Source organism: Brachybacterium kimchii (genome assembly GCF_023373525.1).
Taxonomy (GTDB): domain Bacteria; phylum Actinomycetota; class Actinomycetes; order Actinomycetales; family Dermabacteraceae; genus Brachybacterium; species Brachybacterium kimchii.
This window is the reverse complement of sequence record NZ_CP097218.1, coordinates 2,932,225-2,945,880: the sequence shown is the minus strand read 5'-3', so window position 1 is coordinate 2,945,880 and position 13,656 is coordinate 2,932,225. Positions and strand designations below refer to the sequence as shown.

Below are 13,656 nucleotides of genomic sequence, written 5' to 3'. Positions count from 1 at the left end.
CGCCTCGGCGCCGCTCAACTCTCCTTCTCGTGCCGCAGTCTCTCTCCTCGCCCCTCAGCTCTTCTTCTTCTCGCCCGTCGACCAGAAGTAGAGCAGCTCGGAGTCGTTGAGCAGCCGGTCGCCGATCGCACGCTCCTGGTAGATCGCGGGGTTGTGCGAGGACAGGGTGCGGGCGTTGCGCCAGTGCCGATCCAGGGCGCGTCCGCGCGAGGTCGCCGAGGCGCCGCCCACCTCGAACAGCTGGGTCGTCACCGCGAGCACGTTGTCGACGGCGGTGAGCTGCGCCTGCACGGTGCGCAGCTCGGCCGCGTCGATGAGCGCGAGCGAGCGCTCCGAGCCCGCCACCCCGTCGCGATGGTCGCGGATCACCGAGTCCTGCGCGCGGCCGAGGACGCGCGCAGCGGCGAGCACGGAGTCCTTCGCGGCGGCGAGCTTCGCCGAGAGCCGGCCGACGACCGCCTGGACCAGCGGGTCCTCCGCCGCGGTGGCCCCGCTGCCCTGCGAGTAGACGCGGGTGCGCGAGCGCACGAACTCGACGCCGTCGCGCAGCGCCGCCCGCCCCACGCCCACCAGCGAGGACAGCAGCACCAGCTGCAGGAACGCGGTCTGCGGCGTCGGCAGGCCGTCCGCGCTCCCGCCCCGGATCCGCACCCGCGAGGCGGGCACCCGCACGTCGCGCAGCACCGTGGTGCCGCTGCCGGTGAGCTGCTGACCGAAGCCGTCCCAGTCGTCTCTCACCTCGACGCCGGCATCGTCGCGCCGCACGGTCACGCGGGCGCGGCGGCCGCCGGGCGTCTGCGCGGTGACGTTGATCCAGTCCGCGAAGATCGACCCGGTGGAGTACGCCTTCTCGCCGCTGATCAGGAAGTCCTCACCGTCGGGGACGACGGTCGTGGCGAGGTCCCCGACCCGGGCGGTGCTGCGCTCATGGCTCGCGTTGCCGAAGACGGCGCCGCCCGCGAGCAGGCGCTGCCAGGTGCTCGGGTCCTCCTCCTCATCGCCCAGCAGGAGGCCGTTGGCGAAGGCGAAGTGGGCGCGCAGCAGCTGCGGGAGGTTCGAATCGGCCTCACCGAGGTCGATGAGCAGGCCGAACAGGGCCTCCACGTCGGCCCCGGATCCGCCCTGCTCGCGCGGGACGGTGATCGCCGTGAAGCCCGCGTCCGCGAGCGCGCGGACCTCGGCGAAGGGCAGGCGGCGCTCGTGCTCGCGCTCGACCGCGCCCTCCGCGATCTCGGCCAGCACGGGCGTGAAGCGCGCACGCAGGTCCTCGAGCGACGCGGGGGCGTCGGTCCGGGCGGTCGGGGTCGCCTTGGTCGTCGAGTCGGTCGGGCCGACGGGTGCGGCGGTGGTGCTCATGCGGTCTCCTGGAGGGTCGGGTGGGGGAGCGCGGCGACGAGCTCCCGGGTGTAGTCGTGGCGGGGGCGGAAGAAGACCTCGTCGGCGGTGCCCTGCTCCACCACGCGGCCCGCCTGCATGACCAGCACGCGATCGGACACGTGGTGGACGACGCCAAGGTCGTGGGAGATGAACAGGTGCGCGGTGCCGAGGGCCTTCTGGAGGTCGCCGAGCAGGTCGAGGACCTGCGCCTGGATGGACACGTCGAGCGCGGAGACCGGCTCGTCGAGCACCAGGATCTCCGGCGAGGTGGCCAGGGCGCGCGCGATCGCGACGCGCTGGCGCTGCCCGCCGGAGAGGGTCAGGGGATGGCGGCGGGCGTGCGCCGCGGTGAGCCCCACGGCCTCGAGCAGCTCGGACACCCGGTGAGACCGGGCCTCGCTGCGGGAGGAGCCGCCGACCTCCGCGGGGATCGCGTCGGCGATGGTGCGGCCGACGTCCCAGCGCGGGTCGAAGGAGCCCAGCGGGTCCTGCGGCACCACGGAGATGCGGCGCCGACGGTAGCGGCGGCGGCGCTCGCGCAGCCCCGACCAGGCCTCCCCGTCGAGAAGCACGCGCCCCGCGCTCGGCTCGGCGAGGGCCAGGGCGATGCGCGCCGTGGTCGACTTCCCGGATCCGGACTCGCCGACGATCCCGAGGGTCTCGCCCGGTGCGAGGGCGAAGGACACGTCGTCCACGACGGTGCGCTCGCGCCCGTCGGGCCCGCGGAAGCGCTTCGAGACGTGCTCGACCTTCAGCACCGGGGCCTTGGCAGCGGGTGCGCCGTCGGCCGCGGGCTCTGCTCCCGCGCGACGCGCGCCGAGCAGCTCCCGGTCCCGCGCCGAGAGCTCGAGCGGCGGCGCGTCGGAGAGGCGGGACCCTCGCGAGCGGGCGGAGGGGACCGCCGCGAGCAGGCGGCGCGTGTACGGGTCGGCGGGGCGGGAGAGGACCTGGGACGTGGGCCCCTGCTCGACGACGCGGCCGTCCTTCATCACCAGCACCTCGTCGGCCAGGCGCTCGACGACGGCGAGGTCGTGGCTGATGAGGATGATCGCGCGGCCCGCGGCCAGGTTCGCCTCGAGCAGCGAGAGGATCTGCGCCTGCACGGTGACGTCGAGGGCGGTGGTCGGCTCGTCGGCGATCAGGACGTCGGGATCCAGGGCGAGCGCCGCGGCGATCAGCGCGCGCTGGCGCAGCCCGCCGGAGAGCTCGCTGGGCAGCTGACGGGCCCGCAGCTCGGGCTCGGGGACGCCGGCGGCCGCGAGCAGCTCGTGCACCCGGCCCTCCCGGGCCCGCCGGGGCACGCCGTGGACGCGCAGGGGCTCGGCGATCTCCGCGCCCACGCGGCGCAGCGGATCGAGGGAGACCAGGGCGTCCTGCAGCACGTAGCCGATGCGGCGGCCGCGCAGGGCGCGCAGCTGGGCGTCGGTCGCCCGCAGCAGGTCGGTGCCGGTCGCCTCGAGACGATCGGCGCGCACCTCCGCGCGCTCGCCGTTCAGCCCCAGCAGGCTGCGGGCGGTCACCGACTTCCCGGAGCCGGACTCGCCCACGATCCCCAGGCAGCTGCCCGGGCGGAGCGCGAGCGAGACGTCGTGCAAGACCTCGTCCCCGTCGAAGGCGACCGAGAGGCTATCTGCGGTGATCAGGGCGTTCATCGGGAGGCTCCGGAATCGGCGGCGCGCTGCAGGTGACGGCCCAGCACGGTGAGGGACAGGGTGAAGACGACGATCGTGATGCCGGGGAAGAAGTCCATCCACCAGGCCTGCTGGATGTAGGTGCGGCCGGCGTTGAGCATGGCGCCCCACTCGGCGGTGGGCGGCTGCACGCCCATGCCCAGGAAGCCCAGCGCCGCGGCCCACACGATCGCCTGCCCCACCCCGAGGGTCACCAGCACGGTGAGCGGGCGGAAGGCGTTCGGGAGGATCGTGCGCGTGAGGATCCGCGCGGGGGAGTGGCCGAGCGCGCGGGCGGACTCCACGTACAGGGAGCCCTTCACGGCGAGCACCTGGCCGCGCACCATGCGGGCGTAGCCGGGCATGGTCGCGACGCCCACGGCGACCATCTGCGTGAGCGCGCTGCTGCCGTAGACGGCGATGAGGATGAGTGCGAGGAGGATCCCGGGGAAGGCGTAGAGCACCTCGATCACGCGGGTCACCGAGGCGTCGGCCAGGCGTCCGCCGAGGCCGCCGAGAAGCCCCAGGGCGATCGCCCCGACGAGGCCGATCGCGGTCGCGCCGAGGCCGATCGCGAGCGACTGCCCGGCGCCGTGCACCACGCGCGAGAACACGTCGCGGCCCGACTGGTCGGTGCCGAAGACGTGCGCGGCGCTGGGGGCGTCGAAGCTCTCGCCGAGGCTGATCTCGAGCGGGTCCTGCGGGGCGAGCAGCCCCGGCGCGATCGCCGCGAGCAGCACCAGGGCGACGACCACGGCCGCGAGCCAGAAGCTCACGCTGCGCAGGGCGGTCGCGGGGCGCGTCCGTCGGGTGCGGGGTCGGGAGCCGGCCGCCGGGGCGGCGGTCTCCGGTGCGGTGGCGAGCGCGGTCATGAGGCGCCTCCGATCGAGGTGCGCAGCCGCGGGTCCACGGCCACGGCGGCGAGGTCGGTGAGGATGTTCGCGATCACGTAGACCAGCGCGACCACGAAGGTCACCCCGATCACGAGCGGGAGATCCTGCGAGGTCACGGCCGTCACCAGCACCTGGCCGATGCCCTGGCGGGAGAAGATCACCTCGACCACGACCGCGCCGGAGATCAGCGAGCCCAGCCCCCACCCCGAGAGCGCGATCCCCGGCAGGGCGGCATGGCGCAGGACGTGGCGCCACCGCACGTCACGGGGGCGCGTGCCGCGCGAGAGAGCAGAGAGCACGAAGGGCTGGCGGGAGGCGGCGTCGAACTCGTCCCGCGTGACCTGGGCGAGGAAGCCGCCGAGCGGCACGCCCAGGGTGAGCGCGGGCAGCACGAGTCCCGCCGGGCCGTCGTCGACCACGGGCAGCCAGTGCAGGGTCACCGCGAACACGACGAGCAGCACCACGCCGAGCCAGAAGTGGGGGAGGGCGGCGAGTACCACCTCGAGGCCCGAGCCGATGCGCGCGGCGAGGCCGGGACGGGCGGCCGTGAGCAGGGTGCTGCCGATCGCGATCGCCCAGGCGATCGCGAGGGACGCGCCGGTCAGCTGCAGGGTGGGGACGATCTGCTCGGCGATGATCCGGGCCACCGGCTCCTTCATCGTGTACGAGCTGCCGAGGTCCCCGCGCACCAGACCGCCCAGGAAGTCCGCGTACTGCGCGAGCAGGGGCTGGTCGAAGCCGTACTGCGCGCGCACCGCGGCGACGGTCTCCGGCGGCGGGTTCGCCGAGGCGCCGCCCAGGATCGCGAGCGCCGGATCACCCGGCACCAGGTGCTGCAGGAAGAACACGATGGTCGCGACGGCCCACAGCAGGACGAGGGCGGAGAGGATCCGCAGGGCGATCCGCCCGCCGAGGGAGGCGCGCAGGCGGGCGAGGAGCGCGGGGCGCGGGCCGGAGGGGGCGATTGCTGTCTCTGCGGTCATCTCAGGCTCCGTCCCGGATCAGGTAGGCGTCGTGCAGCACGGGCTCGCCCTCGCTGGGCTCGATCCAGATGTCCCGGACCTGGTCGGACCTCGTCGCCAGGCGCGTCTGGACGGGATAGAGCGGCAGGTGCCAGGCCTGGGACGTGAGGATCCCCTGGGCCTTGGAGTACAGCTGCTGCTGCTTCTCGGGGTCGGTGGTGCCGGCTGCCTGCACGAGGGTCCGATCGAGCTCGTCGTCGAAGTCGCGCGCCACGTTCTGCCCGTTGTCGATGTCGAGGGTCTCCTGGGAGAACTTGATGTACATGACGCCGGGCGTGGGGCTGTTCCAGTAGCCGCCCTTGACGTCGTAGCCGGTGGGGTCCTGCTTGATCGCGGTCATCGAGGCCGCGTCCTTCGGCTGCAGCTCCACCTTGATCCCGGCCCGCTTCTCCATGGCCTGGAAGTTCTGGAAGATCGTGAGGTCCGCCGGTGGCGTCTCCCCGGGATCCGAGTTGTACGGCAGGCGCAGCGTGAGGGTCTTCCCGTCCTTCGTGCGGTAGCCGTCCGCGTCGCGGCCCGTCCACCCGGCCTCGTCCAGCAGCGCTGCGGCCTTGTCCGGGTCGTAGGGGAAGGGCTCGTGGTAGTTCTCGTCGTAGTCCGGGGTGCCGCTGGACAGTGCGTTGCCCTCGTAGGGGAACACGCCCCCGTAGGCGCTCTCGACGATCCCGGGGGCGTCGGCCGCATGCACGATCGCCCGGCGCACGCGCACATCGGACAGCTGCGGGCTGTCGGTGTTGAAGTCCAGCGCGAAGGGCACGCCGGAGTGCACGAAGTCGTCGGTGTCGATGCGGGAGTCGGCGCTCGCCGCGGGCACGGATTCGGGCGGGAGGTTGAAGATGGCCTGCGCCTTCCCGGACTGCAGGGCGCCGAAGCGCGCGGTGTTGTCCTTGAGGAACCGCCAGGTGACCTTCTCGAGATAGGCGGGGCCCTGGTGCTTCGCGTCGGCCGGGGCGGAGTCGTAGTCGTCGTTGCGCACCAGCACGACCTCCTGGTTCCGCTTCCACTCGGCGACCTTGAAGGGGCCGGTGCCGACGGGCGCCGCGCAGTTCGCCTCGAGCCCGCGGGCCATCGCCTTCGGTGACTCGATGCCGAAGAACGCCTGCGAGAGCACCGTGAGCAGCGGCGAATAGGAGCGCTTGAGGGTTACGCGCACCGTGTGCTCGGAGACCGCGGTGGCCTTCTCGAAGTACGGAGAGAGGTACAGCAGGTCGGTCGAGGACTGCGTGTCCGGGTCCATGATCTGCTCGAAGTTCGCGACCACCGCGTCCGCGTCCAGCGGCTCCCCGTCGGTGAACTCCACGCCCTTCTTCAGGTCGAAGTCGTAGGTCCGACCGTCCTTGGACACGTGCCAGGACTGGGCGAGCCAGGGCACGACCGTGCCGTCGGCCTTCATCGAGACCAGCGAGTCGAGGTACTGGCGGGCGATGTAGGTCTGCGGCATGTCGCCGCTGTTGTGGGGGTCCAGGCAGGTGGGCTCGCGGTCGGTGGCGTACACGAGGTCGCCGCCCTCCTTCGTGCCCGCGGGCAGGGAGGCGGAGGGGTCGGCGGTCCCGCAGCCGGCGAGCACCGCGAGGACGGCGGCCGCGACGACGGCGGCGAGGGCGGGGCGGGGTCGCATGGGCGGCTCCTGGTGTGCGGGGCGGGATGTGCTGGGACGAGGCGGTGGCGGGGCACGGGATCGGCGTCGGATCCGGTCGGACCCGCCCGACCCTAAGCAGGAGTGATGAGCCACCAAAGGTTTGTGACGGCCTGCGGCGCCGGACGTCGCCCGCGTGCCCGGCGCGGGCGGGCGGCGGCATCCGCCGTCATGCGCCGTCACACGGGATGCGCCTGCGCGGCCCGGCGGCGGAGAGTGCAGGGCGTCGAGCCCCACCCGCACCCGCCGATCACCCAGGACGGTCCATGTCGCCCAAACCGCTCATCCTCAACCTGTTCGAGATGAACTGCGTCGGCCACATCACGCACGGACTCTGGCGCCTGCCCGGGAACAACCGCCACCGCTACACCGAGCTGGACTACTGGACGGAGCTCGCGCGGATCGCCGAGGACGGCGGGTTCACCGCGATCTTCCTGGCCGACGTCCAGGGTGCCTACGACGTCTACGGAGGCTCCGCCGAGACCGCGCTGCGCGAGGGGCTGCAGATCCCCAGCAACGATCCGATGCTGGTGGTCCCGGCGATGGCCGCCGTCACCGAGCGCCTGGGCTTCGGCATCACCTTCTCCACGAGCTACGAGCCGCCCTTCGCCTTCGCGCGCCGCATGTCGACGCTCGACCACCTCACCGGCGGCCGCGTGGGCTGGAACATCGTCACCTCCTACCTGCCCAACGCCGCCCGCAACTTCGGCCTCTCCGAGGAGATCGAGCACGATCACCGCTACGAGATCGCCGACGAGTACCTCGAGGTCCTCTACAAGCTGTGGGAGGGCTCCTGGGACGACGGCGCCGTGGTGCGCGACGCCGAGGGCGCGGTCTACACCGACCCCGCGAAGGTGCACCGGATCGACCACGAGGGCGCGAACTTCCGCGTCGCCGGCCCGCACCTGGCCGAACCGTCCCCGCAGCGCACGCCCACGCTGATCCTCGCGACCGCCTCTCCCGCGGGCGCGAAGCGGGCCGGCGAGCACGCCGAGATCGTCTTCACCCACGGCCCGCTGCTCGAGCGCACCGTGCCCGCCGTGCGCGAGGCCGCCGTGGCGGCTGGGCGCGAGGCAACGGACCCGAAGTTCGTGGTCCAGGCGGCCGTGATCACCGCCCCCACCCAGGAGGAGGTCGACGAGAAGCTCGCCCGCTACAAGGCGCACCGCTCGACCGAGGGCATGCTCGTCCACCAGTCCGTGCCGATCCGCGCGCTCGACCACCCGCGCGAGCGCACCATCGCCGAGGCACTCGAGATCGAGGGCCTCCCCGCCGACACCCCCGTCGGCCGCAAGGGGGCGCACGAGACCGTCGGCGACCTGCTCGACGCGGTCGACGAGGCCTGGCAGGACCGCTTTTTCGTCGCCGGGACCCCCGAGGTCGTGGCCGACGCGATCGAGCACTGGCTCGACGTCGAGGGCATCGACGGCATCAACCTGCGCCAGTACCACTCCTTCGACACCGTGCGGGACTTCGCCGAGCTGGTCTCGCCGATCCTGCGCGAGCGCGGGCGCCTGCCGCAGCGGGACGGCACCCTGCGCGGGCGGCTCTCGGGCACCGACCGGCTGCCGGACTCGCATCCCGCGGCCAGGTTCCGCGGCGCCTTCGAGGGCGTCGGGGTCTGAGGCCTCGGGGCGAGGGGGCCAGGCGCCGGGCGGCGGCGCGGTCGGCGAACGGCGGCGCGGTCGGCGGGCCTAGACTCGACCGGGTGACGCAGACCTCCGACACCCTCGCCTCCCTCGTCGCCGCGCTCGGCGCGAGCGATGAGGAGGGCAAGGCGCCGCCGGCAGTCGCCTGGAGGCGCTTCGCCCAGAAGTTCCTGCGGGACGACGAGACGGTGCTGCTCGCGCTCGAGGGCGAGGGATGGACCTGGTGGGACTCGATCCTGGTCATCACGGACCAGCGCGTGATGCGCATGCGCCAGCTGCCCTTCCAGCCCTGGCGCCTCAAGCAGCAGGCGGCCCCGGCGGAGGTGCTGGGCGCGGAGTTCCGCCCGTGGCTCGTCAGCGGCATCGTCCGCATCCGCGTGCGGGGGAAGCGACCTCTCCGCGTGATGTCCGCGAGCGAGCGGACGTCCCGGGCGTTCGTCGATCGTCTCCACGCGCTCGTGCACGGCGGGCGGGGCTGAGGGTGCGATGAGCCCCTCCTCGATCGAGCAGGACGACGACCCGGCGTCGCGTCCGCGCGCTGCCCGCCTCCCCCGTCCGCGCCGGCACGACCCGGATCGCCGCGACCGCATCATCGACGCGTGCCTCGACGTGATCGCCGAGCACGGGCTGGCGGGCACCTCGCACCGCCGCGTCGCCGCCGCGGCCGACGTCCCCCTCGGCTCGATGACCTACCACTTCAACGGCATGGACGACCTGCTCCGCGAGGCCTTCACCCGATTCGCCGACTCCGTCGCCCAGCAGGCCGAGCGGCGCATGGCCGCGGCCGAGGACCTCGACGACGCGCTCGCCGAGTTCAGCCGGAACATCGATGAGGACGTCCTGGCCACGCAGCGGGATCTGGTCCTCACCCTCGAGCTCTACACGCTCGCCGCACGCAGGCCCGAGTTCCGCGACATCACCACCACCTGGATGACGCGCACCCGCGCGACCCTCGACCCCTTCGTCGACCCGCGCACCGGGCAGATCCTCGACGCCATGAACGAGGGGCTCACGATCCACCGCGCCCTGCACGCGGATCCCGCGAGCGAGGGCCTCGCGGCCGACGCCCTCGCGCGGATCGCGCGTGGGGCCGACGAGGGCTGAGTTCCGCCCCCTCGATCACGTGCGCCGGCCGCGCAGCGCGCCCGCCGCGACGATGACGGCGAGACCCGCGACTGGCACCACCAGCAGGCCGACACGCAGGGATGCGGCATCGGCGATCAGCCCGACCACCGGGGGCGAGGCGAGGAAGCCGAGGCGCATCAGCCAGGAGACCACGGTCAGCCCGGTGCCGTGGCGCAGTCCGGGCAGCTCGTCGGCATGCCCCATGGCGGCGGGGACGAGCGTCGCGCAGCCCAGGCCCGCCGCGGCGAAGCCGAGGATGACGGCGGGGACCGTGGCGACCGCGAGGGCCGCGGCCATGCCGACGGCGATGAGGAGCCCGCCCGCCCGGGCAACTGCCCGCTGGCCGAAGCGGTCGACCATGCGGTCCCCGATGAGGCGGCCGACGAACTGCGCCCCGACCAGCGCGATGTACCCGTAGGCGGCGACGGCCGCGCTCGCGCCCAGGTCGCGCCCGAGGAACAGTGCGGCCCACGAGTTGCCGGAGTCCTCGACGACGGTGCCGCCGATCGCGAGCACCACCAGCGCCGCGAGCAGCAGCAGGGTGCGGGTGGGGACGCGGGGGCCGGCGGCCGACGAGCCCGCGCCGGGCTCCGCGCGCTCTGTCTCCGCGTGCTCGGGTTCCGGCTCCGGGACGGAGGCCGGCGCAGAGTCCGACGCCGGTGCGTCCTGCGCTCCCTCGTCCTTCCCTGGCAGGCAGAAGCGCAGTGCGACCAGCGAGATCACGGCGAAGAGCACCGCCGAGACCGTCAGGTGGATCCCGAGCGGCAGGCGGAGGGCGATCGCGGCGGCCGCCATCGAGCCGCCCAGCACCGCTCCGATCGACCACACCGCGTGGAACGAGTTGAGGATCGAGCGGCGGTAGGCGCGCTGCACGCGCAGCCCGTGGGCGTTCTGGGCGACGTCCGTGATCGCGTCGCACGCGCCCGCGAGGCCCAGGGCGAGCGCGAACATCGCGGCCGACGGCGCGGCCGAGACCATCAGCAGCGCGAGCGCCGTCAGCACCGTGCCGATGGTCGCCGCACGGGCCGATCCGAGGCGCCGGATCGCGGGCGCCGCCGCGAGCCCGGCGAGGATCGCGCCGGTGGGGAATGCGGCGATGGCCAGCCCGTACGTGGAGTTCGCGAGCCCCAGGCCCTGTTTGATCTCGGGGTAGCGGGGGAGCACGTTGGCGAGGAGGGCGCCGTTGGTGAGGAACAGCGCCGCCACCGCCCAGCGGGCGCGGCGGAGTCGGGCCGGGGCGCCGCGGCCCGGGCCGGTCGAAGAGCGGTCATGTGTACGACTGTACGCTCCGCGGGAACGCGCGCGCGAGGGTCCCGCGAGGGGTCGCGAGAACGCGCGCGAGGAGAAGACGTGGAGAGGGCGACGCCGCGACAGTCTGCCGGCCATGCGGCCCCGTCGGCCCCTCGTCCCGTCCCGCAGGACGATCGTCCCGTGACGTGAGACGCCATGGCTCGTATTGTGTCCTCAGCGCCCCACCTGTTGAAGGCCCGGGCACACCTGTGTGCCCTCACCTGCCCCGAGCGAAAGGACCGCGATGCTCGATTCGACCCTGCAGGAGACCTACGACGCTGTACTGCGTCGCAACCCGGGAGAGCCGGAGTTCCACCAGGCCGTGCGCGAGGTGTTCTCGTCGCTGGAGGTCATCCAGGACCGCCACCCCGAGTACACGGACCAGGGCATCATCACCCGCCTGTGCGAGCCGGAGCGCCAGATCATCTTCCGTGTCCCGTGGGTCGATGACCAGGGCACCGTCCAGGTCAACCGCGGCTTCCGCGTCGAGTACAACTCGGCGCTGGGCCCGTACAAGGGCGGCCTGCGCTTCCACCCCTCGGTGAACGTGGGCATCGTGAAGTTCCTCGGCTTCGAGCAGATCTTCAAGAACTCCCTGACCGGTCTGCCCATCGGCGGCGGCAAGGGCGGGTCCGACTTCGACCCGCACGGCCGCTCCGACGGCGAGGTCATGCGCTTCTGCCAGTCCTTCATGACGGAGCTGCACCGCCACATCGGCGAGTACACCGACGTCCCCGCGGGCGACATCGGCGTGGGCGCCCGCGAGATCGGCTACCTGTTCGGCCAGTACAAGCGCCTGACCAACAAGTACGAGGCCGGCACCCTCACCGGCAAGGGCCTGGACTGGGGCGGCTCGCTCGTGCGCAAGGAGGCCACCGGCTACGGCGCGGCCATCTTCGCCGACGAGATGCTCAAGGCCCGCGGCGAGTCCTTCGACGGCCGCAAGGTCGCGATCTCCGGCTCCGGCAACGTCGCGATCTACGCGGCGGAGAAGACCGCCCAGCTGGGCGGCATCGCCGTGACCGCCTCGGACTCCTCCGGCTACGTCGTGGACGAGGACGGCCTGGACCTCGAGCTGCTCAAGCAGATCAAGGAGGTCGAGCGCGGCCGCATCGCCGAGTACGCCGATCGCCGCGGCGGCCGCTCCCGCTTCGTCGAGGGCGGCAGCGTGTGGGACGTCCCCGTGGACATCGCCCTGCCTAGCGCCACCCAGAACGAGCTCGACGCCGACGCCGCCCGCACCCTCGTCAAGAACGGGGTCAAGGCGGTCTCCGAGGGCGCGAACATGCCCTGCACTCCCGACGCCGTCGAGGTGTTCCGCGAGGCGGGCATCGCCTACGGCCCCGGCAAGGCCGCGAACGCCGGCGGCGTCGCGACCAGCGCCCTGGAGATGCAGCAGAACGCCTCGCGCGACGCCTGGTCCTTCGACTACACCGAGGGCCGTCTCACCGACATCATGGTCGGCATCCACCGCACCTGCCTCGAGACGGCCGAGGAGTACGGCCGCCCCGGCGACTACGTGGTGGGCGCGAACGTCGCCGGCTTCCGCAAGGTCGCCGACGCGATGATCGCCTTCGGCGTCATCTGATCCGCAGCGCGGCCGGCGCAGGGCGACCTGCGCCGGCCGCCGCGTCCGTCGAGAGGTACGAAACGGTTGCCAAGATCGATCTTGGCAACCGTTTCGTACCTCTCGAGCTGTCTCCGGCTGGCTCGGGCTGTCCAGGGCGTCGGTCAGTCGGCGCCGAGGCGGGCGCGGAGGGTGTCGCGCAGGATGGGAAGCGCCGTGGCGTAGGGGTCGTGGGCGGCGGTGGACGCGGGCGCATCGGCAGTCCCGTCGGCCCCGTCGTGTGCGGCCCCGACCCGATCCGCCCCGCCCCGACCTGCGTCGCCGCGATCGGTGACCCGCCTCGCGACGTGCAGCAGCATCGCGGTCTTCTCGTAGATCTCCCACGCATCCCGACGGGCGCGCAGGCCAGCAGGATCGAGCGTCGGTGCGGGGAGCGGCGGCGCCTGGCCCTCGAGGCGCGGCAGCTCGGACGCATCGTCGAGCCGTGTGCGCGCGTGCAGGTAGCTGCCCACGAAGGCCTCGATGTCCTCCTCGGTGAGCGGCACGTACCAGGGGCCGCCGTGCACTGCGCCTCCGATGATCGCGAGGTCCCGCGCCGGATCGTCGCCCATCGCCCACTCGAAGTCGATGAAGCGGGGCACCTGCGCGTCCCACACGATGTTCGTCGCGCACAGGTCGCCGTGGCTGAGCACGAATCCCTCGAGGTCGGCGAACGCGGAGTCGGCCTCCCCCAGTCGTCGCGCGGCGGAGCGCAGCACGCCCGTGCCGCCGATCCTCGCGAGGGCCGCCTCGTCCACCGACTCGGTGTCGGCCTCGAAGAGCTCGAGGAGCGAGAGGCGAACCGGCTCCATGCGGTCCCACGGATCGGCTCCGAGTGACACCGGGCCGCGTCCCGGCGTGGCCACCCGATGCAGGTGGGCGAGACGATCGGCGTGTGCCGTGAGGTGGCCGCGGGTCCACCGCGGCGGCGCCAGGATCCGACCGGGCACGGGCGTCGTCACCAGATACGGGGCCCCGAGGGGGCTCGACTCCGCGTCGTCGTGCAGGGCGAGGGGCTCGGGGCCGACGTCGGGCGGCAGCTGGGTGAGAGCGGCGAGCTCATCGGCCAGGGGGTGGGCAGGAGTGTGCCAGGGGATCCGCACCAGCAGAGCGGTGCCGTCCTCCGCGCTCAGGCGCCAGGCGGCGAAGGTCTCGCCCGTGCCCAGCAGCTCGACCTGCGCGGGCCCTCCCAGACCGGCGAGCCGTGAACGCTTGGACTGGCCCGGAAGGCGCCGTGCATGATCTGCGTCCCGCAGGGGGAGCAGCAGGGTCTCCTCATGCCACGCGCGCCGGATCCGCTCGCCCATCTCCGACGAGGCGGCCGCTGGGGGAGTGGGCGCCGCAGAGGCCGCGGCAGCGGAGGACGTGCTGGCCATCGTGCCCTCCGC

Annotated in this window: 11 protein-coding genes; 4 read left to right on the top strand and 7 right to left on the bottom strand. The window is 73.2% G+C overall.

The genetic code is table 11. The annotated features are described in order from the left end of the window. Positions 1-54: 54 nt before the first annotated feature. Genes M4486_RS13470 through M4486_RS13450 form a run of 5 tightly spaced genes read right to left on the bottom strand, consistent with a single transcriptional unit; the run spans position 55 to position 6,580 of the window. Positions 55-1,356, bottom strand: a complete 1,302-nt coding sequence (locus tag M4486_RS13470; protein ID WP_249477759.1) for an acyl-CoA dehydrogenase family protein — start codon at positions 1,354-1,356, stop codon at positions 55-57. Beyond that, positions 1,353-3,029: a dipeptide ABC transporter ATP-binding protein gene (locus tag M4486_RS13465; RefSeq protein WP_249477758.1), complete on the bottom strand. Its 1,677-nt coding sequence runs from the start codon at positions 3,027-3,029 to the stop codon at positions 1,353-1,355. Before M4486_RS13465 ends, M4486_RS13470 begins: the two co-directional genes overlap by 4 nt. After that, entirely contained in the window at positions 3,026-3,919 is an 894-nt protein-coding gene (locus M4486_RS13460) for an ABC transporter permease (RefSeq protein WP_249477757.1), read from the bottom strand. The genes M4486_RS13465 and M4486_RS13460 overlap by 4 nt, the downstream gene beginning before the upstream one ends. Then, the gene (locus tag M4486_RS13455) at positions 3,916-4,923 is read right to left on the bottom strand and encodes an ABC transporter permease (protein ID WP_249477756.1); all 1,008 of its coding nucleotides are present in this window, start codon (positions 4,921-4,923) and stop codon (positions 3,916-3,918) included. The genes M4486_RS13460 and M4486_RS13455 overlap by 4 nt, the downstream gene beginning before the upstream one ends. 1 nt (position 4,924) lies before the next feature. Then, positions 4,925-6,580, bottom strand: coding sequence for an ABC transporter substrate-binding protein (locus tag M4486_RS13450; RefSeq protein ID WP_249477755.1), 1,656 nt, complete (start codon positions 6,578-6,580; stop codon positions 4,925-4,927). Between the two features lie 284 nt (positions 6,581-6,864). Between M4486_RS13450 and M4486_RS13445 the strand changes: the two genes are divergently transcribed. The 3 genes from M4486_RS13445 (at position 6,865) to M4486_RS13435 (ending at position 9,351) form a co-directional block, all read left to right on the top strand. Next, positions 6,865-8,223, top strand: coding sequence for an NtaA/DmoA family FMN-dependent monooxygenase (locus M4486_RS13445; protein ID WP_249477754.1), 1,359 nt, complete (start codon positions 6,865-6,867; stop codon positions 8,221-8,223). 83 nt (positions 8,224-8,306) lie between these two features. Next, the gene (locus M4486_RS13440; protein WP_249477753.1) at positions 8,307-8,726 is read left to right on the top strand and encodes a hypothetical protein; all 420 of its coding nucleotides are present in this window, start codon (positions 8,307-8,309) and stop codon (positions 8,724-8,726) included. A 7-nt stretch (positions 8,727-8,733) separates the two neighbouring features. Continuing rightward, on the top strand, positions 8,734-9,351 hold the full coding sequence (locus M4486_RS13435; protein WP_249477752.1) for a TetR/AcrR family transcriptional regulator: 618 nt from the start codon (positions 8,734-8,736) through the stop codon (positions 9,349-9,351). 15 nt (positions 9,352-9,366) lie between these two features. On the opposite strand, the gene M4486_RS13430 is transcribed toward M4486_RS13435, so the two are convergent. Further along, positions 9,367-10,578, bottom strand: coding sequence for an MFS transporter (locus M4486_RS13430; RefSeq protein WP_249477751.1), 1,212 nt, complete (start codon positions 10,576-10,578; stop codon positions 9,367-9,369). A 328-nt stretch (positions 10,579-10,906) separates the two neighbouring features. Between M4486_RS13430 and gdhA the strand changes: the two genes are divergently transcribed. Beyond that, complete coding sequence (gdhA, locus tag M4486_RS13425; RefSeq protein ID WP_152353880.1) at positions 10,907-12,250, top strand: NADP-specific glutamate dehydrogenase; 1,344 nt, start codon at positions 10,907-10,909, stop codon at positions 12,248-12,250. A gap of 143 nt (positions 12,251-12,393) precedes the next feature. Here gdhA and M4486_RS13420 read toward each other — a convergent pair whose 3' ends face one another. Continuing rightward, positions 12,394-13,644 carry a phosphotransferase family protein gene (locus tag M4486_RS13420; protein ID WP_249477750.1) on the bottom strand — a complete coding sequence of 417 codons (1,251 nt, stop codon included), beginning with the start codon at positions 13,642-13,644 and terminating at the stop codon, positions 12,394-12,396. Between the last annotated feature and the right edge of the window lie 12 nt (positions 13,645-13,656).

Excerpts from the sequence above, each read along its gene's own strand:
- M4486_RS13455 (WP_249477756.1), bottom strand. The coding sequence starts at position 4,923 with ATGACCGCAGAGACAGCAATCGCCCCCTCCGGCCCGCGCCCCGCGCTC.
- M4486_RS13465 (WP_249477758.1), bottom strand. The coding sequence starts at position 3,029 with ATGAACGCCCTGATCACCGCAGATAGCCTCTCGGTCGCCTTCGACGGG.
- M4486_RS13420 (WP_249477750.1), bottom strand. The coding sequence starts at position 13,644 with ATGGCCAGCACGTCCTCCGCTGCCGCGGCCTCTGCGGCGCCCACTCCC.
- M4486_RS13445 (WP_249477754.1), top strand. The coding sequence starts at position 6,865 with ATGTCGCCCAAACCGCTCATCCTCAACCTGTTCGAGATGAACTGCGTC.
- M4486_RS13470 (WP_249477759.1), bottom strand. The coding sequence starts at position 1,356 with ATGAGCACCACCGCCGCACCCGTCGGCCCGACCGACTCGACGACCAAG.
- M4486_RS13435 (WP_249477752.1), top strand. The coding sequence starts at position 8,734 with ATGAGCCCCTCCTCGATCGAGCAGGACGACGACCCGGCGTCGCGTCCG.
- M4486_RS13460 (WP_249477757.1), bottom strand. The coding sequence starts at position 3,919 with ATGACCGCGCTCGCCACCGCACCGGAGACCGCCGCCCCGGCGGCCGGC.
- M4486_RS13450 (WP_249477755.1), bottom strand. The coding sequence starts at position 6,580 with ATGCGACCCCGCCCCGCCCTCGCCGCCGTCGTCGCGGCCGCCGTCCTC.
- gdhA (WP_152353880.1), top strand. The coding sequence starts at position 10,907 with ATGCTCGATTCGACCCTGCAGGAGACCTACGACGCTGTACTGCGTCGC.